We start from the raw sequence: 18,055 nt of genomic DNA, 5'->3' as shown, positions 1-18,055 counted from the left end.
CAATAAGAGTGGTAAAAGTGATTATTTGCTATATAGACTCTGATCCGTTATCGATATATTTTGAATATTAAGTGGGCTTCCTTAAAAAGCTATGTCCATTATTGGGACATTTTAATATTCCATATTTATATCTAAACAAGAACAAGTGTGATACGCAGTGAAGCGTTGTTCCACTTGTTTTTTTTGTGCGTAAATTAGTAATGGCTTGTTGAGAAATTGCGCTTTCGACAAACTATGAGTAAGGGAGATTGAGAAATGGGAAAAGCATTAGTCATTGGTTGTGGCGGGGTGGCATCGGTTGCCATCCACAAATGTGTTCAAAATAGCGAGGTTTTCGAGGAAATTTGTATCGCGAGCCGTACGAAATCCAAATGCGACGAACTGAAAGCAAAACTGGATGGCGGCAAAACGAAAATTACGACTGCACAAGTCGACGCGAATAACGTGGATGAGCTGATCGCTTTGATCGAAGAGGTAAAACCGGATATCGTTATGAACTTGGCGCTGCCATACCAGGACTTGACCATCATGGATGCTTGCCTGGCGACCAAAACTCATTACATGGATACCGCAAACTACGAGCCTGAGGATACAGCGAAATTTGAATACAAATGGCAGTGGGACTACCGCGAGCGCTTTGAGAAAGCTGGCATTACAGCTCTTCTGGGCAGCGGATTTGACCCGGGCGTAACTGGCGTTTTCTCAGCTTATGCACTCAAGCATTACTTTGATGAAATTAATTATATCGATATTCTGGACTGCAACGGCGGCGATCACGGCTATCCGTTCGCAACCAACTTCAACCCTGAGATCAACATTCGCGAAGTATCCGCTAACGGCAGATACTGGGAGAACGGCGAATGGATCGAAACCAAGCCTATGGAAATCAAGCGAGTTTACGACTTTGCTGAAGTTGGCGAAAAGGATATGTACCTGCTGTACCATGAAGAGCTGGAATCCCTTGCTGTTAACATGCCGGGGCTGAAGCGTATCCGCTTCTTCATGACCTTTGGCCAAAGCTACCTGACTCACCTGAAGGCACTGGAAAACGTGGGCATGACTTCGATTGAGCCGATTGAATTTGAAGGCAAACAAATCATTCCGCTCCAGTTTCTGAAAGCTGTATTGCCTGATCCGGCATCCCTGGGACCTCGTACCGTTGGTAAAACAAACATCGGCTGCATTTTCCAAGGCAAAAAAGACGGCGTAGATAAAACGTACTACGTGTACAATGTTTGCGACCACCAAGAGTGCTTTAAAGAAGTCGGCTCCCAAGCGATCTCTTATACAACAGGCGTTCCTGCCATGATCGGCGCAGCTATGGTTCTGACCGGCAAATGGAACAAACCAGGCGTATACAATGTTGAGGAGTTTGATCCGGATCCATTCATGGAAGAGTTGAACAAATGGGGACTTCCGTGGGTAGAAGACTTTAATCCTGTATTGGTTGATGACGGTCAGGAATCGCCAACTACTGCAAAACAACCGGTGCTGGTTCGATAAGATGCGTTTTAACGAATTACCGACACCTTGTTTTGTCGTCGATGAGGCACTCATTGAGAAGAATCTGAAGATCCTCAGCGGCGTCATGCAGCGCACAGGAGCCAAGATTGTTCTCGCACAAAAAGCATTCTCCATGACAACCTTTTACCCCCTCATTGGCGAATACTTGAGCGGTACAACCGCCAGCGGCTTGTTCGAAGCACGGCTGGGCTACGAAGAAATGGGCAAAGAAACACATGTCTTTGCCCCTGCTTACCGTGAGGAAGAGATGGATGAGATCCTCTCCATCTGTGACCACATTATTTTCAACTCCTTCTCGCAGCTGGAGAAGTTCAAAGACAAGGCGCTTCAGGCCGGCAGGAAGGTAGGCTTGCGCATTAACCCGCAATGCTCGACCCAGGTTGGGCATGAGATCTACGATCCGTGCTCGACGGGCTCCAGATTCGGAGCCATCCGTGACGATTTCCGTCCGGAGCTGCTGGATGGCGTAACCGGATTGCACTTTCATACCCTTTGCCAGCAGAACTCTGATGACCTTGAGACTACGCTGAACGCAGTCGAAGAGAAGTTTGGAGAATGGCTGCCGCAAATGGAATGGATCAATTTCGGTGGTGGCCACCATATTACAAGAGACGATTATGATATCGCCACTCTTGAAGCTTGCATTAAGCGAATGCAGGATAATTACGGCCTGGAGGTCTATTTGGAGCCAGGGGAAGCTGTTGCACTCAACGCTGGCTACCTGGTCACATCCGTACTGGATTTCCATAAAAACGGGATTGATATTGCAATTCTGGACACCTCCGCAACCTGTCATATGCCGGATGTATTGGAAATGCCGTATCGTCCCCCTCTTCTGGGGTCTGGCGAATCGGGAGAAAAGCCGTTTACGTATCGTCTCACAGGCCAAACCTGCCTGACGGGTGATGTGATCGGGGATTACTCGTTCGATCAGCCATTGAAGAGCGGCGACCGTCTCGTTTTCGGGGATATGGCGATTTACTCCATGGTAAAGACCAACACATTCAACGGCATGCCATTGCCAGCCATTGCGGTCCAAGGCAAAGACGGCGATTGCCGCGTGGTACGCGAATTTGGCTATCAGGATTTTAAAATGCGCTTGGCGTAAACATATAAATGCTTCTCATTGCTGGCACCGGTATTCAATCGGTGTCAGCTTTTTTATGTTGATCAGATTTAAACGTGTCTGTTTATTTGTACGGCTAACTTAAGAGGAAAAATCAGGGATAAAATTGGCGGGGCTTATCGGAGTTGGTATCTTGAACAGCAACAATTCAATAATACAAAGACATGCATCACGAATTTGGCAGTTGGCCTTGTTCCTTTCCTTTCGTGTACTCCGCGTGGTAGAACCCCCATTCACACATATCGCCAAGCACCGCACTGAGCGTGTGTCCGTGTTCAGAGATGTAGTATTCGACTTTGGGCGGAATCTCCTGATACACCTGCCGGATGATCAGCCCGTCCCGTTCCAGCTCGCGAAGCTGGCTGGTCAGCATGCCTTGGGTAATCGACGGAAGCATCCGTCTCAGCTCTCCAAACCGCTTGGTGCCTTCATTTAATAAAATATATAAGATAAGCGGCTTCCATTTTCCTCCAATTAATTGAAGAGTAACCATGACCCCTTCAGTCATGAAAGACTTGCTTATATCCTCGGACATATTCGTGCTCCTCGCTTGCTGACGTGTTTCTCCGTTATTGTAACAAATGTTGCGGTTTTAACCAACTACGCTGAAAAAACGTACTAAGTATGGTTTTCCGTACTGCCTTCAGAAAACCCGGACGTGGTCTATAGTACGCTCAACCCGACGTAGTACGAAAAAAGAGCGTACTTTACAGTATCCGGATTCTCACGAATAATGGGGCTGTCAGGTGAAAAGCCCTGATGCCATCATTTAAGAGAGAGGAAGATCTCCATGAAAACTCTGGTAATTGTCACACACCCGTTCTTAAAGGATTCCCGGGCCAACAATGCTCTTATTCAGGAGTTGAATCTGCATGAAAACATTGATGTCCACAACCTTCACGAAGAATACCCGGATTGGAGCATCGACATAGAGAAGGAGCAGCAGCTGCTGGTCAAGTATGACCGGATCGTGCTTCAATTCCCTTTGTATTGGTACAGCGCCCCTCCGCTGCTCAAAAAATGGTTCGATGAGGTATTGACATACGGATGGGCGTTTGGATCGGAAGGAAATCATCTGAAGGGCAAGGAGTTCATCTTGGCGACCACAGCGGGCGCCAGCGAGCAGAGCTACCGTTCAGGCGGCAGCAATGAATACACGATCAGCGAGTTCCTGAGGCCGTTTGAAGTATCGATCAAATACACCAGCGCTGTCTTCCTGCCTGCTTTCGTGGTATACGGTACAATGGAAGCTACGGATGAGCAGTTGAAACTGGATGCCCGCAAGTATGTGGAACATATCACTGCTTCGGCAGAAGCGCTTGTGGACTAATCCAATCAAAAGATCGTATGTTCTGTGAACTGGGTCCAATAAATAAAGCAGCGGCAGTCTAAGACTTTTTTTATCAAGTCTTAGACTGCCGCTGTTGTTGTTCAATTATCGTTTCCCGTTCGTTTAGTCAAGGATGCTACGAAAAAATTACTGAACATGTATTTCCGATTTGATATCATTTTGACTTAAAAATTTCATTAAATCATTACTCAGCTGCACAATCTCATTGTTAGCATTATTCGCATAATCCGGCAACATCATATCCCTAACCATTTTAGTTCGTAGCCATGTCATAAAGAAAAGATCCAAAAATAAGTTTGGAAGTTTAAGCACCATTTTAAGCATTGGTGGATCAATCGAAACGCCAGCTTTTTGTATTGCCCTTAGATACGCTTTTAAAGTAACTGTAATGTTGCGTGCCGTCTTTCTGGTTCTGGCTGTTTTTTTGTCAATTATGTTATTCTCAGAATGCAAAAAGCTCAACATGGCAATGTCTGATACGGAATGTGTGATTAGATACGATTGCATATCCTTTTTAATAACGTAGGGAAGCTTTGCTGTTTTAAATAATTTTGCGAGGTTTTCTATGCGTTCTGTCACTACACCATTAATTTCTCCAAATACAGTTGCCGCTATAATCTTTGGTAGAAATCGAGCATGCAATACTCTATCTTTAATCTGTCCGCCGAAGCCAGGAAAAGCTGGTAAAAGTCTATCCCCTACGATATCCAGCCACGAAGAAAATCCAATTGAATTACTAGTCATCGTAACTATATTTTTGCTTTGATTTTCTTTTAGCGCTAACAACGCTGATTCGGAGTTCACTGCCGCCCAGTCTCAAATCTGCAAACAACGTTTGCGTCAAATTTAAATTGCTAAACTTTGAACCGCTAAGATTGCAATCTGTAAAAGAACTGTCCGCCAGGTTGCTGTTGGTATAGCTGCCCCTCTCCATCTGCATCCCATAAAAATCTGCATCATTCATCCCGCAGTTCGCAAGCTCCATCCTGCCCAAATTCTGCTGCTCTGCCCCAGGTTGTAATCTTCCCCTGGCTCCAGTCCTGTCTGCCAATCCCGCTTTCTGCTTCTCATACCCAAACTCCCACTCCGACTCATACAACCGCACATACCCGGCCTTCTCGTAAAACCTGTGGTTGCCCGCCTGTTTGCTGGACGTCTCCAGCTTCCATAGCTCCACCATCGGAAGCTCCGCTTCAATCAGGCTCAGCACCTCAGAGCCTATGCCGCTCCCTTGGTAATCCGGATCAATGAAGAGCTTGTCGAGCCTCGCATGTCTCCGGCCACTCCACTGTACACTAACTCCGCCGATAATCCGCTGCGCTGCCACCACAGCATAATAATGAAGCTCCCGCGCCAAGTAACGGTGCATCTCAACCGAATCATACCCTGGCGGACACAGATGTCTTTGGCCTTCCTGCTCACAACCTGCAAGCCATTTCTCGATCTCCCGGTCAAAAGTCTTCTTCATAATCGCAGCTAACGTCTCGGTATCTTCTTCGACAGCCCTGCGCAAGCAGACATCATGCTTCGCTCCAATTCCCGGTTCTCCGGCTCGGACTGTCTTGCGCCGCTCCAGCTCAAAGTACATCTCTCCATCCGCCAGCTTAACCTGACGCACATGGACAAATCCCGCCTTCTCAAGCACCCTTTTGGAGGTTGGATTGTGCAGCTTCACAATCCCGGTTACCGTATCCAGCTTTGTCTGCCCGAAGACAAAGCCCATAATCGCATTAACCGCCTCCGTCGCCAAGCCTAGATTCCGATAATCCTTCGAGATCGCATAAGCCACCTCTCTGACATGCGGCTCCAGCATATCATTCGGGAATACACCGCACCAGCCGATCAGCCGCTTATCTGTCTTATGCTCCACTGCAAGCAATATCCGTACATCCTCAGCGCTAAACTGCTCATAGCTTCCAATCACAAAGCTCATAAATTCCCCAAGCTGTTCCTCCGTCATATCCCAGTCCGGCAGCAGGCTTGTAATCTCTGTCTGGTTAACCGGTATAGCTCATTTTTATCTTGCAGCCGGAATGGCCTTAATACAACGGATGGCGAATCAAGCTCTAATCCATGCAACGTCTCTATTTTTATTTGTCCGGCTTGCCATTGATCCTCAGGCCGCTGATTGTTTTCGCACACATCTGCCGGCTCCTGGTTCTTCTCATTCTTCTGGCTCATATTTACACCTCACAGGGATATTTACAGGCTGATTCAAGATGACATTCCTCTTAACCGCACAGCGCACACCCCATGTACAAGCACAAACCTGCACAATAACCTTTTATATACAAAAAAGGAGTGCCTCAATAAAGGCACTCCGCAAGTATTGTCATCATACCTTGCCTGAAGTCCTTGTAATGGGGTCAAGAAGACACACGTATCCCGTTGTCCGATCATGGGATTTTTTTGTGCGCTCTGCATCCATTACATGAAATCTGGCATAAGGTTGAATTCCCCTTCCGAGTTAAACTTTCTATATTGTACAAATTTTCCACATTCCTGTAAAGTACTCAAATGCAAAACCGATTATTAATTTACTGCCGTCCCTGCAAATTGATTAAACCTTAGCCGCGCCACCGCAAATCCGGCCAGCCCGATGGCAATCAGAATCAACGCATTAATCCAGACGCTTCCGATATGTCCGCCGCGGATCATAATATCCTGCAAACCGTTTTGCGCCCAGTATTGCGGGGTGAAACGGCCCACAGCCTGCACAGCTTTAGGCAAGAAATCATACGGGAACCACAATCCCCCTGTAATGGCTCCGCCCATCGTAATAATCTGGACGAAAGCTATGCCCTGATTCTCTCCGCCCACCAGCATCGCGAGCATCAGTCCAATTCCTGTACAGCAGACCGCCAGACTTAAGATAATCAAAGCCACCGCTGCCACATCGCCCAAATTCAGTCCGTACACGAGTTTTCCGAACAACAGCAGCACGGTACATTGCACGATAACGACGAGAATATTGGGTACCCACATGCCGATCAAATAATGATGGGACTTCATCGGCGTGCCGCGCAAGCGCGAAACCATTCCCGAATCCCGGTCCCGCATGAAATTACGTACCATCGTAATCATAATGAAGAAGACGAACATCACCGTATACCCCGGCACCACCTGCGTAACCGTACTGAGCTTTACGGCATTCTCCCGGATATCCTTCACCTGCAAGGGCGGTTGCATCATGCCGGCTATCTCCTGATCATTGTTGCCCAAGCTTTTCAATATCGCGCGCAGATTGCCTTCCTTGTATTGTGCCGCTACGCTATTCAGCATTGCCACAATCGGCGCCACAGCGGTGTCCTCCGCCGCATCCCGGTACAGCTCAATTTCTGCTGCGGCCCCGCTTTCATACTTCCCGCCATACCCCGCAGGGACGACAACCAACGAGCTTAGCTTGCCGCTGCGAATGTCCTCAATCTGCGCCTCCAGAGACTGGCTGTCATCCTGCTTCAGCTCGAAGCCTTTAATTCCGCCCAGCGCCTGAATCAGTTCCTTTGAGGCCACCGTTCTGTCCGCATCATAATAGCGCACCGTGACCGTCTGGCTTGTATTGCCGAAGATTGCCGAGAACATGACAATGAACAGAACCGGCAGCAGAAACAGCCAGAAGAAAGTCCCCTTTTCCTTTATCAGCACCTGAATTTCCTTGCGTACAATGCTTCTGATCATCCGCCGCATCCACTCCCTTCATCAAGAAATCCAACCTCTATGCCCTTCTGTACAGAATACTCCCGCACAACGCAAAGCATAGGACACACGTAAGGACATACTCTCGCTCATACACTTAATCCCTCAATGATGTCCCCGTCAGAGTCAAAAACACACTCTCCAGCGACGGGCGCTTTAGCTCCAGTGAACGCACCGTCCTGCCCGTCTCTTCCAGCCAGCCGGATATCTGCTGCATCGTCTGCAGCGGCCGCTCCGTCTCCAGCAGCCACCCGCGTCCGCTCCTGACCGCACTACGCACGCCTGCTCCTGACGGTTCATCCTCCAGCCTGTCCGCCTCGACATAGACTGCCTTCACCGCATACTGCTCCAGCAGCTCATGAAGGCTGCCTTGTACGACAACCTTGCCATGATCAATGATCGCGATATCGTCGCACAGCGCCTCTACTTCTTCCATATAGTGCGTGGAATAAATCACCGACATTCCGCTATCCCTCAAACTCCGTATCATTTCGAAGATATGATTGCGGGACTGCGGATCAATGCCGACGGTAGGCTCATCGAGAATGACGATCTTCGGATGGTGCAGCAGTGCTGCGGCAAAGTTGATTCTGCGTTTCATCCCGCCGGAATAACTCCCGACTGCTTCTCCTGCACGATCCGCAAGTCCTACCTGCCCCAGCACCTCTTCAATACGCGACTTTAATTCCCGGCCCTTCACGCCGTACATCTCACCGAAGAAGGTCAAGTTTTGCCGCGCACTGAGCTTGTCGTACAACGTGATCTCTTGCGGCACATATCCGATATGATGGCGGACGGCATCCGCATGCTTCATCATATCCTGCCCCATTACCAGCGCCTCACCCGAGTCTGCACGAAGGATGCCGGTAATAATCTTCATCGTCGTGGATTTCCCTGCACCATTCGGCCCGAGCAGCCCGAAGCAGCTCCCTTCCTTTACCTGAAAGCTGACTCCGCCCAGCGCCTGCTTGCCGCCATATTGCTTCGTCAACTGCACAACCTCCAGCACCACCTTGCTCATGCGCCTGGCCCTCCTTTACCTTCGTACCGATTTGTTCATGGAATTGGCTTGTTTGATCAAATACCAGCGGATCGAAAACCAAAATCCCGCATACGTCAACGTAAACAGCCCTGCCCCAAGCAAAAGCGCCAGCGGCTGCAGCGGTATCCAGCCAATTCCAATCGCTACCGGAAAATATACAGCCATCGACAGCAAATAATGAACGCCCAGTTGCTTCAGCAGACTCCAGCGTTCATAACCGAACAGCAGGGATGCCAGCCCAAAGTAGATTCCGATCGTCAGGCTGCCCGCCATATGCAGCCACAGGTCCTTCATCGGAATTTCGGTCTCGGTCAGCACCAGGACAGTCACTGCGGAGAAGCTGACTACAAATGCAAGGGACGTCCCCCATGCCATGCGCCGTAATATTTCAAACACCATCCCGTCCACCTCCCAATATGAGACGCTGCTTCAGCTCTGCAACATAGCTCCTGGACACATATTCCTTGTTCCCTGAGCGAAAATATACACATAAATTCCCGTTAAACGACAGCTCAAAGCGGTCAATTTCATCCAAATTTCCGATCACCGACTTGGAGAACCGCATATAGCGGTACCCTGCAAGCAGCTCCTCAACCTCATACAGCTTCATTCGCAGTTCAATTCTGCGCTGCTTGAGCGCAGCATACACTTTGCGGCTCTCTGCATATACGTAATCCAGTTCGGCAGGATCCAGCAAAACAGAACGATCCTCTTCAATCCCGACAAGCCGCCGCGGCTCTGAGCTTTGCAGCTTGCTGACCAGGGCAGCCAGTTCCTCCGTCCATTCCTTGGCATGAATGGTGATCGACGTTTCCTCATGACGGTCATCGATATCAATTCGAATTTTCATCTGTCATCATCACGCTCCGGTCACTTCCTATTATGGCTTAGCTTTATCATTTTAGCGCCGTCTTTGGTCTAACCCGCAGCATTTGCTGCTTCACCTGCCGGCTTTTCAGGATGAACAGGTGAATCCCGAGCGCAGCAAAAAACTTACTCCGTTCTACATAACAAAAACCCCATCCAAGCGCCCGCCACGGCAAACTAAAATGAGGTCTCACAACATTTATGTATCCATATATCCATCATTCATGCATAAAACAACGTAGAAACGCCTGCCAGTCCCGCGAGGAAGAAGAACAGTCCGCCGAACCGGGTAGAAAAAAGATACAAACCGGAAGGCTCGGTACCGTCGTTGCTCTTCCAGCTCTCGGTCAGCACCCAGAGAACTTTCGGCTTCGTAAACATTACAGCCCCCACCAACAGCAGTAAAATATATAGCACAGACATGACAACATCTCCTTTGCGAGGAATCGTATCTTTCGTGCACACGCCACGCGGACGGACTTCCCCAGCCCAAAATTGGCATATGCAGAGCAGCTGCTTTTCCCCGTACGATTGGTGTTCCCACCTATGGGGCTTTGTCCGGGTAGCAGTCTCTTATTTAGCAAAAGCGCCAGCCGAAAAACGGCTTATGACCGTGTATCAGACTGGCGCAATTTTCTTGTATCCTATTCGGTTAAGCCAAGCAGAATCCATCAGACCGTTCCGCCCTGGACAACCATTGCTACACGACGAGGAATATCGCAGGCTCCTCGCAAAGCTCGCATTTTACCGGCGGGTCCCAGTTGGCAAAATGCGTCTCCTTCAGATCCACCACATCCGGTGCATCCTCAAATTCATCTACAAATTTGTCAATCGCCAGTTCAACATGTTTTTTACAAATACAGTACATAGTCGGGTATGCAGCTCCATCTCTTGCGGCGTTCAGCCCTTGGTTAGTTGTAGTTGAAATTAATCCTCTTCTTCTGTCATCTCAGCAAGGGTGAAAGAGGCTGTGTTGAGCTCTCCGTCACGGTAATAAGTAACTTCAATTGTATCACCAATTTGTTTTTTTGTGTACAGGTACTTGCGCAGCTCCATCATGCTGCCAATATCCTGGCGGTCCAGCTTCACGATTACATCGTTGAAGTTCAGTCCTGCCTTTTTCGCCGGGCCGACTGCCTCCAGGATGATCACGCCGCGCTTGACCTCTTTGGGCAGCTTGAGCTCCAGGCCGCTGTCCTTGCTGTCCGGCTTCTTCTTGCTCGAATCGGAGAATGCCTGCTGAGCGAAATACTGCTCCAGATCAAGTGTATACACACCCAGATAAGGCCGCTTCACCTTGCCGTATTCAATCAGGCTATCCACAATCGGCATCGCATTATTTATCGGAATGGCGAATCCTAATCCCTCTACGCCGTAATCGGCTACCTTCATGCTGTTGATGCCGATCAAGCGTCCGTTCAGATCAATCAAGGCGCCACCGCTGTTGCCCTGGTTAATGGAGGCATCAATCTGGATGACCTCCTGCTCCCAGTCGTAGACGCCATCCTGATTGAGCGAAACCGGAATAAGCCGCCGGGTCTTGCTGACGATCCCCATCGTGAGCGAGTCGCCCAGTCCAAGCGGATTGCCAATCGCAATAACTGTCTCTCCATCCCGCAGGGCGGTCGAATCTCCGATCTCCGCGGTCGTCTCAATTCCCTTCCCGTCTACCTCCAGTACCGCCAGATCCGTAATCTGGTCTTTGCCAAGCAATTTCGCGCTCCGCACTTGTCCGTCTGCGAGCACGACTTTAATCGACTCCGCACCATTGATAACATGATAATTCGTAATAATCCGTGCTTTGCCGCCTGCCTTTTCATAGATAACCCCCGAGCCAAGGCTGGCAGTCTGGTATGGCGATTCTCCATTTCCTTCATCCGCCTGCTTGCGGCCGGGGCTGGCCTTCTGCTCATTAATAATGCTGACCACAGCCGGTCCAATCTTCGCTGCTGCATGAATCGGCCGCTCATAAGGGTCCATCACCTGGATCGTGTTCGCCGATACCGGCTTGATGGCTGCCCTGCCGCTGGAATCAAAGATCAGGCTGAACAACAGAACTGCGGCGAGCGCACTGACAAAAGAAGACATGAAAGCGATTCGCACCGGGGTCCAGCGTATCTTGAAGCCATACCTCGGCGGCATGGGCTCCATCTGCTCTGAGCGAGCCCTTCGCGACACCTTGGTCGAATAGAAATCGTCATCGAACAAACTCATGATTGATCGCTCCCCTCGATGCAGCACACATCAAGACTATTATTTCCATATGATTTTTATTGTAATCCTCTTATTTTTCAGGAATGTTTTCAGAACTTGTAGACTACACTGTTAGTAGAGTCGTATTGCAGTTGCTAGATTGTCCAAGTGACTTCGCAGTGCATCACACAATACTGCTTTCACTATAAGAAACGTTGCTTGCAAGCGTCGAAACCTATTGCTATTTCAATTATACCTTACTTCCATTAAAAAGGAGCGATAAAAATGAGCACTTCCAAAAATGCCTGGGAACAGGTCAACCTTGCCGCCTCAATTGCTGATCTGAAGGATAATCACTACCAGTCCCTGCTTGCACTCAGCGCGATGCTGGAGCTTCTTATCGATAAGGGCCTGCTCACCAGAGAAGAAGTCGCCGCGAAGGCCGCCGTCCTTGACCAGGAGCTGACCAACACTATCTCCGCTTCACTTCGTCCCATTCGGTAGGACGGTCATGATATGTATCCTTGATGGCAAATTCATCCCGCTTGAAGAAAAATCCGCGGTTCTCTAATATACTATTCACCGTAAGCTTGGCCAAATCCATCTGATTATGGTCCAGACTGAGGTGCGCCAGATAGACCCGCTGCGTCCTGTCCGTCATTAATTCGCATAGCGCATCGCCCGCAGCTTCATTGGACAGATGGCCCATATCGCCGAGAATGCGCCGCTTGATATTCCACGGATACCGGCCTACCCGCAGCATGTCCACATCATGATTGGACTCCAGCACGATCACATCGGATTCAATGACCTGCTGCTTGACCTTCTCGCTCATATAACCAAGGTCCGTCACCAGGCTCAGCTTCGTATTCCCATTGTAAATACAATACCCGACAGGCTCTGCCGCGTCATGGGATATCGCGTACGATTCCGCCCGCAGCCTGCCCAGCACGCCGCCGAACTCTACCGAGCTGCCGGTCGGCAATATTTTGCGCTTATCCTCGGCGATTGCACCGACATGCTTGTGCATCTCTTCCCAGGTCGCTTCATTGGCGTAGATCGGCAGATCATACTTGCGCGCCATGGCCCCAAGCCCCTTGATATGATCCGAATGCTCATGCGTAACCAGAATCGCGTCCAGTCCGCTGGCTTCTACCTCGCGCTCCTTCATAAGCTGCTCCAGCTTCTTCGCGCTCAAGCCCGCATCGATCAAGATCATTGCATCATCCGACTGGACAATCGTCGCGTTCCCCGTCGAGCCGCTCGCCAGTACTGTAAACCGTAATCCCATACTTCTCTTGCCTTCCCTCTCCCTACGGGCCTTCTTCTGCCTTGCCGGCAGCTTCATTCTGTATGACGACCTCTGCGGTCAATGCATTAATATAATAGATTTCCCCGTCCTCCAGCAGCACCCTCCACGATGGAGTAGCTACCTGCATATCCGTATCAAAGAACAAGCCATGATAGCCAAGGCGTATATCCTTAATCGCCGATCCCGGCTGGAGATACTTCTCGATCAGCCGCCCGATCGCCTTCGAGGCTGACAGCACCGCCTGCTCTCTCGACTTGCCATGCTTGACCTGCTCTACTGCCAACTGTCTAAAAGCAATGATCTTCTGATTGCTGTAGCGCAGCTCAAGCCGCACATCGAACATCGGCAGCTTGTCCTGCATCCGGTACAAGACGAATACACCATCCGTGCCATACGTGCTGGCCTCCGAATCAAAAGCATAATCCCCCAGCGAAGGAATCGTGTCCCCCAGTTCGTCTAGAAGCTCCTTCTCATTGAAGACAATCCGGGTGTTGACTGGCGTCTTAAGCGGAATTTCCCCTGACGTATCCGGAGATTTCTTAAAACGGTACTCCAAATCCGGCAGCACAGGCGTCCCCGCCGGTATCTTGCCGATCAGACGCACATTTTTCTCCTGCATAATGCGCTGAATTTCCGGAGGAAGGTCCGTCATATCCATATTGGATTCGAGCCGCTCGCGGACATCCAGCCACAACTGATAGCCTAGCAAAATATTCAGCATAATAAACGCAAATATCAATACGCTCTTGGCTCTCCTCCAATCCATGGACCTTAACCTCCCAACCATTAAATTTGCAGCTGTATCCTTATCCGCCCTGTACCGCTTTTTGCTGCTCCTTGTCCTTGGACAGCGCCGTTCCGGCAGAAGAATGGGACGCTGCATTTGCAGGCGTATTCTCGTTCTGCGGCGGCAGGCTCCCTGCCGGCAGCGCCGGACTTAGAATCTCGCTTGTCCCGTCCTTTAACCGGATTGCCCATACCGGAGTCAGCCTGATCTCCTTCTCCTTCGTCAGCGAAGGTCTGAGAGCCGGATATACTGCTTCCACCTCAGATCGTCTGTGATAGCTGGAGAGCACCTGCTCCAGCTGCTCTCCCCCCGGCAGATACCGGATACGCTTATCAGCTTTGCCATTGCTGATCGTCATGAGCGACCGCTCATATTCCGTGACATTGCCCTGCTGGAGCATCAGCTCCATCAAGCCAAACCGGAAACTCGGCAGGCTCATGATAGGCAGCGACTGATAATATTGCCTGAACTCAATGACGCCGCTCTCCTTCGGATTGATGAACCGGTGCAGGCCATCCCAGCCGCCATGCTGATTGATGAAGGAAATCGCCGAGTACACATTGCTGCTGAGCTGATCCTTGCTGCTCGAAGCCGCGACCGGGTCTGTGTACTTAATCCACTGGCCGTCCTGTTCAACCTGCATTCCCCGCTTGCCGTCCGTATAGATTTGCGTCCCGCTGCGATCTTCGATCGTGCGGGTGCTGCTTGGATCGAAGAACAGATTTTTCTGCATCTGTTCCGGTGAGTAGGTCTCATACTTGATCACCGACTCGACCGCCTCCAGCGGCTTCATTGGCAAATACAGCTCGCCATCATTGGTCTTATAAGGCGCCCAGTATTCTCCATATCCTACATATTCCTGCACATCGCTGATCGTCAGATCCGCGCGGATCGATTCATATACAATGCCGGACTGCGAGCTGAAGAAGTATACCCGCACCTCATCGCGGTCCGCGACCTTGTAAATCCAGATCCGGTCAATATGATCATTCAGGAACACCAAATCGCCATCCAGCTTCATGATCTTTTGCAGCAGTTCTACAGGTACGCCATAGCCAAACCGCAGCTCAAGACCCAGCTCCCCCTTGCGGATGGAGCTCCAGTCCTGAACATTCACCATATTGCGCTCGAAGCCCTTGAACTCCCGGCCCCGCAGCTTCTCCAGTATACGCTTGTAGAACTCCGTATCCGGATACAAGACCGTATGCTTGTCCTCTCCCAGATGAAGCACAATATCCTCAGGGAAGACCAGGTTTTCCACCCGCTCCTCCTTGCCGATCTTCTCCGTCTGCACATAATCCTGCTCCGAGGAGACGATCGGGCCAAGGCTCGGGAAGCTGTAGGCGAGAAAATAGCTTTGCAGCAGGCTGAGCACGACCAGGAAAGCCAGCAAGCCTGTCTTGAACTTCTCTATCATTCTGCCGCCCCCCTCTCCTGCAAGGTAGGAAGGGTGAAGGTAACGATTGTGCCCTCGTTCCATTCCGACTCCAGCGCAATCGTTCCTCCATGCGCTTTGATAATTTCCCGGGCAATGGACAGGCCAAGGCCGGTGCCGCCCATATTTCTGGAACGTGCTTTATCTACACGATAGAACCGGTCAAAAATCCGGCTCAAATCCTTCTTGGGGATCCCGATTCCCGTATCCTTCACGCTGATGGAGATCGAGTCCGCACCTGTCATCCATGCAGACAACTCTATATGCCCGCCGTCCACCGTATATTTGATCGCGTTGGATACAAGATTATCCAGTACCTGGTCAATCTGGTCACGGTCCAGCCATACCGGCGTAATCTCATCTGCGATCCGCACATCGGCAATAATGGCCTTCTGGCGAAGCTGGAATGAGAAGCGGTCGGCAACCTCCTCCAGCATCTCCGCAATATCCGTCTCCTGCCGCCTTAGCGGAGCCTGGCTGGAATCCAGTCTCGACAGATGCAGGAGGTCCGTCACCAGACGGATCATGCGCTCCACCTCCGTGCGGATAACGCCGACGAACCGCTCGCCAAGCTCCTTCTCCTGCAGCGCGCCGTCCTCCAGCGCCTCCGCATAACTCTTGATCGTCGTGAGCGGCGTGCGCAGCTCATGGGATACATTCGCCACGAACTCCCGCCGCGACTGCTCCAGTTTCTCCTGCTCCGTCACATCCTGCAGCACGACAATCGTACCCGATGCACTCTTGTCTCTTCTGTGGATCGGTGTGAACGTTACCCGCATCGTGTAATCATGCTCATACTCCGGTGCTTCCTTCCGGATCATGATGACCTGCTCGGAAGGGCCGCGAAGCTGTGCCATCCGTTCTTCACTCAAGCCAAGCAGCTCTGTAAGAGACACACCATCGCCGGTCTCAATATCCAACATTTCACGTGCCCTGCGGTTCGTCACGACCACAATGCCGTGCTCATCCGTCGCGATCACGCCATCGCTCATATTGGTGAGAATGGAAGCAAGCTTCTCCTTCTCCTCCTCATTGGCCGACAGCGCCTCTTGCAGCCTGCTCGTCATTTCATTGAAGGCCTCGCTGAGCTGCCCGATCTCGTCATCGCCGTGCACCGGCACCTGCTGGTCGAACCGCCCCTCCGCCACCTGTGTCGCATGCCGGGTCAAGCCCTTGATCGGGTTCGTAATCGTATGCGCCAGCAGCACACTTAAGATGCCGGTCAATCCAAGCGCAATCAGCATCCCCGACATGAAGATGCCGTTCACCCGGTTAATCGTCTCGAACAGCTCATTCATCGAAGCGACAATATAGACTGCGCCAATGATTTTGCCTTCGTAGAAGGCAGGTTTGGCGACCACCTTTTTGCGGACATTGTCCTCCCCGATCATTTCCTGCTCATTGTCCCGTATCCCCTGCAGCGCACGGCTGACCGCAAGTGTCGTATTTTTACGCCCGACATAGGACTGATGGGACTGCATGGAGGTTGTAAGCACCTTGCCGCTTGCATCCAGCACCTGAATTTCCGCTTCGTTAATACTGAACAAAGTGCTCACAATATCCCGCAAGTCCTCAATCGTCTGCTCATCCGTCATATTCGCATTCTGCGGAGAAGGCGAGAGCGTCTGCTCGACAAACTTGGTTAATATATTCGCTTGCTCATTCAGATTATTCGTAAAGGATTCCATCAGCGATGTCTTCATCGTGCTAATAAAATATACACCAATCAGCTGCATGCCGATCAAAATCAGCAGTACATAAATAATGATCAGCTTCACCTGTATCGTGCGGAAGATACGGGCTCCCTTCATCGATAACCAAAGCCTCCTGACTTCGGATTGCGCATCAGATACCCAAGGCCTCTGCGTGTCAGAATATATTCCGGACGGCTCGGGTCATCCTCAATCTTCTCCCGCAGTCTGCGAATCGTCACATCCACCGTCCGCACATCGCCGAAGTATTCGAAGCCCCATACAGCCTGAAGCAGATGCTCCCGGGTCATGACCTTGCCGCAGTTGCGGGCCAGATAATAGACCAGCTCATATTCCCGGTGCGTCAGATCAAGCGGCTCCCCGTCTTTATAGACCACATACATATCCGTATCGATAAACAGATTGAACAGTTCCAGCCCCTGGCGTTCGGCAGGCTTGCTGTCCGCGGACTGATTGTCGCCTCCGGCAGCTACAAGCTCGGCTGTCTTCTGCTGTCTGCGCAGATGCGCCTTCACTCTTGCAAGCAGCTCGCGGGTGCTGAACGGCTTCGTCACATAATCATCCGCACCCATCTCCAGGCCCAGCACCTTGTCCAGCTCCGTATCCTTTGCTGTCAGCATAATGATCGGCGTCTGCAAGCGGGTTCTGATCTCGCGGCATACATCCATGCCATCCTTCACCGGCAGCATCAAATCGAGCAAAATCAGATCCGGCTCTTCCTCAAAAGCGAGCTGCACCGCTGTCCCGCCATCAAATGCGCAGATGACCTGGTGGCCTTCCTTTTCCAAATTAAATTTGATTATATCTGCAATCGGCTGTTCGTCATCGACAACCAGTATTTTTCCACGCATCATTTCACCGCCCCGTCCAAGCTTTGTTTCCTTTTATTCTAACATACCTGCCTGCCTGTATCCCAATTAAAGTTCTTTTAAAAGATTGTCCGGGAAGCTCCCATTTCAAAACATCCGGCATACTCGGTTGCGGCCGGCTTTAGGATTCAGGAGCATCTA

At 50.7% G+C, this 18,055-nt stretch carries 19 protein-coding genes; 4 read left to right on the top strand and 15 right to left on the bottom strand.

Features of this window, described 5'->3' with window-relative positions:
* Window positions 1-255: 255 nt before the first annotated feature.
* Both H583_RS0129380 and nspC read left to right on the top strand, forming a co-directional pair.
* Window positions 256-1,503 (top strand): saccharopine dehydrogenase family protein, encoded by a 1,248-nt coding sequence (locus tag H583_RS0129380; protein WP_028563613.1) that lies wholly within the window; start codon window positions 256-258, stop codon window positions 1,501-1,503.
* A 1-nt stretch (window position 1,504) separates the two neighbouring features.
* Window positions 1,505-2,632 carry a carboxynorspermidine decarboxylase gene (gene nspC, locus H583_RS0129375; protein WP_028563612.1) on the top strand — a complete coding sequence of 376 codons (1,128 nt, stop codon included), beginning with the start codon at window positions 1,505-1,507 and terminating at the stop codon, window positions 2,630-2,632.
* A 187-nt stretch (window positions 2,633-2,819) separates the two neighbouring features.
* Here nspC and H583_RS0129370 read toward each other — a convergent pair whose 3' ends face one another.
* The gene (locus tag H583_RS0129370) at window positions 2,820-3,185 is read right to left on the bottom strand and encodes a winged helix-turn-helix transcriptional regulator (RefSeq protein ID WP_028563611.1); all 366 of its coding nucleotides are present in this window, start codon (window positions 3,183-3,185) and stop codon (window positions 2,820-2,822) included.
* 255 nt (window positions 3,186-3,440) lie between these two features.
* Here H583_RS0129370 and H583_RS0129365 point away from each other — a divergent pair, with 255 nt between their 5' ends.
* Window positions 3,441-3,980, top strand: a complete 540-nt coding sequence (locus H583_RS0129365) for an NAD(P)H-dependent oxidoreductase (RefSeq protein WP_028563610.1) — start codon at window positions 3,441-3,443, stop codon at window positions 3,978-3,980.
* A gap of 147 nt (window positions 3,981-4,127) precedes the next feature.
* On the opposite strand, the gene H583_RS34715 is transcribed toward H583_RS0129365, so the two are convergent.
* The 9 genes from H583_RS34715 to H583_RS0129315 form a co-directional block, all read right to left on the bottom strand.
* On the bottom strand, window positions 4,128-4,745 hold the full coding sequence (locus H583_RS34715; RefSeq protein WP_211228367.1) for a hypothetical protein: 618 nt from the start codon (window positions 4,743-4,745) through the stop codon (window positions 4,128-4,130).
* Window positions 4,738-5,961, bottom strand: coding sequence for a GNAT family N-acetyltransferase (locus H583_RS35775; protein ID WP_051237209.1), 1,224 nt, complete (start codon window positions 5,959-5,961; stop codon window positions 4,738-4,740). The genes H583_RS34715 and H583_RS35775 overlap by 8 nt, the downstream gene beginning before the upstream one ends.
* Before the next feature lie 572 nt (window positions 5,962-6,533).
* Window positions 6,534-7,679, bottom strand: coding sequence for an ABC transporter permease (locus tag H583_RS0129345; RefSeq protein WP_028563608.1), 1,146 nt, complete (start codon window positions 7,677-7,679; stop codon window positions 6,534-6,536).
* A gap of 115 nt (window positions 7,680-7,794) precedes the next feature.
* Window positions 7,795-8,718, bottom strand: a complete 924-nt coding sequence (locus H583_RS0129340) for an ABC transporter ATP-binding protein (protein WP_036711497.1) — start codon at window positions 8,716-8,718, stop codon at window positions 7,795-7,797.
* A gap of 15 nt (window positions 8,719-8,733) precedes the next feature.
* Window positions 8,734-9,138 carry a DUF3021 domain-containing protein gene (locus H583_RS34705; protein WP_051237208.1) on the bottom strand — a complete coding sequence of 135 codons (405 nt, stop codon included), beginning with the start codon at window positions 9,136-9,138 and terminating at the stop codon, window positions 8,734-8,736.
* A complete protein-coding gene (locus H583_RS0129330) occupies window positions 9,128-9,589 on the bottom strand; it encodes a LytTR family DNA-binding domain-containing protein (protein ID WP_028563606.1) in 462 nt (153 codons plus the stop codon). Before H583_RS0129330 ends, H583_RS34705 begins: the two co-directional genes overlap by 11 nt.
* Window positions 9,590-9,828: 239 nt before the next feature.
* Window positions 9,829-10,029 (bottom strand): DUF6199 family natural product biosynthesis protein, encoded by a 201-nt coding sequence (locus tag H583_RS0129325; RefSeq protein ID WP_028563605.1) that lies wholly within the window; start codon window positions 10,027-10,029, stop codon window positions 9,829-9,831.
* A gap of 277 nt (window positions 10,030-10,306) precedes the next feature.
* Window positions 10,307-10,474, bottom strand: coding sequence for a CxxH/CxxC protein (locus H583_RS36365; protein WP_081667652.1), 168 nt, complete (start codon window positions 10,472-10,474; stop codon window positions 10,307-10,309).
* Window positions 10,475-10,533: 59 nt separating this feature from the next.
* Window positions 10,534-11,820 (bottom strand): S1C family serine protease, encoded by a 1,287-nt coding sequence (locus H583_RS0129315; RefSeq protein WP_028563604.1) that lies wholly within the window; start codon window positions 11,818-11,820, stop codon window positions 10,534-10,536.
* 264 nt (window positions 11,821-12,084) lie between these two features.
* Between H583_RS0129315 and H583_RS0129310 the strand changes: the two genes are divergently transcribed.
* Complete coding sequence (locus H583_RS0129310) at window positions 12,085-12,303, top strand: hypothetical protein (RefSeq protein WP_028563603.1); 219 nt, start codon at window positions 12,085-12,087, stop codon at window positions 12,301-12,303.
* Here the strand turns inward: H583_RS0129310 and H583_RS0129305 are convergent.
* The 5 genes from H583_RS0129305 to yycF are packed head-to-tail and all read right to left on the bottom strand — an operon-like array spanning window position 12,272 to window position 17,896.
* A complete protein-coding gene (locus H583_RS0129305; RefSeq protein WP_028563602.1) occupies window positions 12,272-13,090 on the bottom strand; it encodes an MBL fold metallo-hydrolase in 819 nt (272 codons plus the stop codon). The two genes, H583_RS0129310 and H583_RS0129305, sit on opposite strands and share 32 nt — an antisense overlap.
* A 22-nt stretch (window positions 13,091-13,112) precedes the next feature.
* Complete coding sequence (yycI, locus tag H583_RS0129300) at window positions 13,113-13,877, bottom strand: two-component system regulatory protein YycI (protein WP_028563601.1); 765 nt, start codon at window positions 13,875-13,877, stop codon at window positions 13,113-13,115.
* Window positions 13,878-13,917: 40 nt separating this feature from the next.
* The gene (locus tag H583_RS34700) at window positions 13,918-15,315 is read right to left on the bottom strand and encodes a YycH family regulatory protein (RefSeq protein WP_081667651.1); all 1,398 of its coding nucleotides are present in this window, start codon (window positions 15,313-15,315) and stop codon (window positions 13,918-13,920) included.
* On the bottom strand, window positions 15,312-17,144 hold the full coding sequence (gene walK, locus H583_RS0129290; protein ID WP_028563600.1) for a cell wall metabolism sensor histidine kinase WalK: 1,833 nt from the start codon (window positions 17,142-17,144) through the stop codon (window positions 15,312-15,314). Before walK ends, H583_RS34700 begins: the two co-directional genes overlap by 4 nt.
* The gene (yycF, locus tag H583_RS0129285) at window positions 17,141-17,896 is read right to left on the bottom strand and encodes a response regulator YycF (RefSeq protein ID WP_028563599.1); all 756 of its coding nucleotides are present in this window, start codon (window positions 17,894-17,896) and stop codon (window positions 17,141-17,143) included. The genes walK and yycF overlap by 4 nt, the downstream gene beginning before the upstream one ends.
* Window positions 17,897-18,055: the final 159 nt, after the last annotated feature.

Origin of the sequence: Paenibacillus pinihumi DSM 23905 = JCM 16419 (assembly GCF_000422505.1) — a bacterium.
GTDB classification, from domain to species: Bacteria; Bacillota; Bacilli; order Paenibacillales; family Paenibacillaceae; genus Paenibacillus_D; species Paenibacillus_D pinihumi.
Note: the sequence above shows the minus strand (reverse complement) of the source record. Positions and strands in the feature narration are given on the sequence as shown.

What these genes read in the sequence shown, in the direction of transcription:
- H583_RS0129305 (WP_028563602.1), bottom strand. Translation starts at nt 13,090, where the DNA reads ATGGGATTACGGTTTACAGTACTGGCGAGCGGCTCGACGGGGAACGCG.
- walK (WP_028563600.1), bottom strand. Translation starts at nt 17,144, where the DNA reads ATGAAGGGAGCCCGTATCTTCCGCACGATACAGGTGAAGCTGATCATT.
- yycI (WP_028563601.1), bottom strand. Translation starts at nt 13,877, where the DNA reads ATGGATTGGAGGAGAGCCAAGAGCGTATTGATATTTGCGTTTATTATG.
- H583_RS0129340 (WP_036711497.1), bottom strand. Translation starts at nt 8,718, where the DNA reads ATGAGCAAGGTGGTGCTGGAGGTTGTGCAGTTGACGAAGCAATATGGC.
- H583_RS34700 (WP_081667651.1), bottom strand. Translation starts at nt 15,315, where the DNA reads ATGATAGAGAAGTTCAAGACAGGCTTGCTGGCTTTCCTGGTCGTGCTC.
- yycF (WP_028563599.1), bottom strand. Translation starts at nt 17,896, where the DNA reads ATGCGTGGAAAAATACTGGTTGTCGATGACGAACAGCCGATTGCAGAT.
- H583_RS0129330 (WP_028563606.1), bottom strand. Translation starts at nt 9,589, where the DNA reads ATGAAAATTCGAATTGATATCGATGACCGTCATGAGGAAACGTCGATC.
- H583_RS0129325 (WP_028563605.1), bottom strand. Translation starts at nt 10,029, where the DNA reads ATGTCTGTGCTATATATTTTACTGCTGTTGGTGGGGGCTGTAATGTTT.
- nspC (WP_028563612.1), top strand. Translation starts at nt 1,505, where the DNA reads ATGCGTTTTAACGAATTACCGACACCTTGTTTTGTCGTCGATGAGGCA.
- H583_RS34715 (WP_211228367.1), bottom strand. Translation starts at nt 4,745, where the DNA reads ATGACTAGTAATTCAATTGGATTTTCTTCGTGGCTGGATATCGTAGGG.
- H583_RS34705 (WP_051237208.1), bottom strand. Translation starts at nt 9,138, where the DNA reads ATGGTGTTTGAAATATTACGGCGCATGGCATGGGGGACGTCCCTTGCA.
- H583_RS0129380 (WP_028563613.1), top strand. Translation starts at nt 256, where the DNA reads ATGGGAAAAGCATTAGTCATTGGTTGTGGCGGGGTGGCATCGGTTGCC.
- H583_RS35775 (WP_051237209.1), bottom strand. Translation starts at nt 5,961, where the DNA reads ATGACGGAGGAACAGCTTGGGGAATTTATGAGCTTTGTGATTGGAAGC.
- H583_RS0129365 (WP_028563610.1), top strand. Translation starts at nt 3,441, where the DNA reads ATGAAAACTCTGGTAATTGTCACACACCCGTTCTTAAAGGATTCCCGG.
- H583_RS0129345 (WP_028563608.1), bottom strand. Translation starts at nt 7,679, where the DNA reads ATGATCAGAAGCATTGTACGCAAGGAAATTCAGGTGCTGATAAAGGAA.
- H583_RS0129310 (WP_028563603.1), top strand. Translation starts at nt 12,085, where the DNA reads ATGAGCACTTCCAAAAATGCCTGGGAACAGGTCAACCTTGCCGCCTCA.
- H583_RS36365 (WP_081667652.1), bottom strand. Translation starts at nt 10,474, where the DNA reads ATGTACTGTATTTGTAAAAAACATGTTGAACTGGCGATTGACAAATTT.
- H583_RS0129315 (WP_028563604.1), bottom strand. Translation starts at nt 11,820, where the DNA reads ATGAGTTTGTTCGATGACGATTTCTATTCGACCAAGGTGTCGCGAAGG.
- H583_RS0129370 (WP_028563611.1), bottom strand. Translation starts at nt 3,185, where the DNA reads ATGTCCGAGGATATAAGCAAGTCTTTCATGACTGAAGGGGTCATGGTT.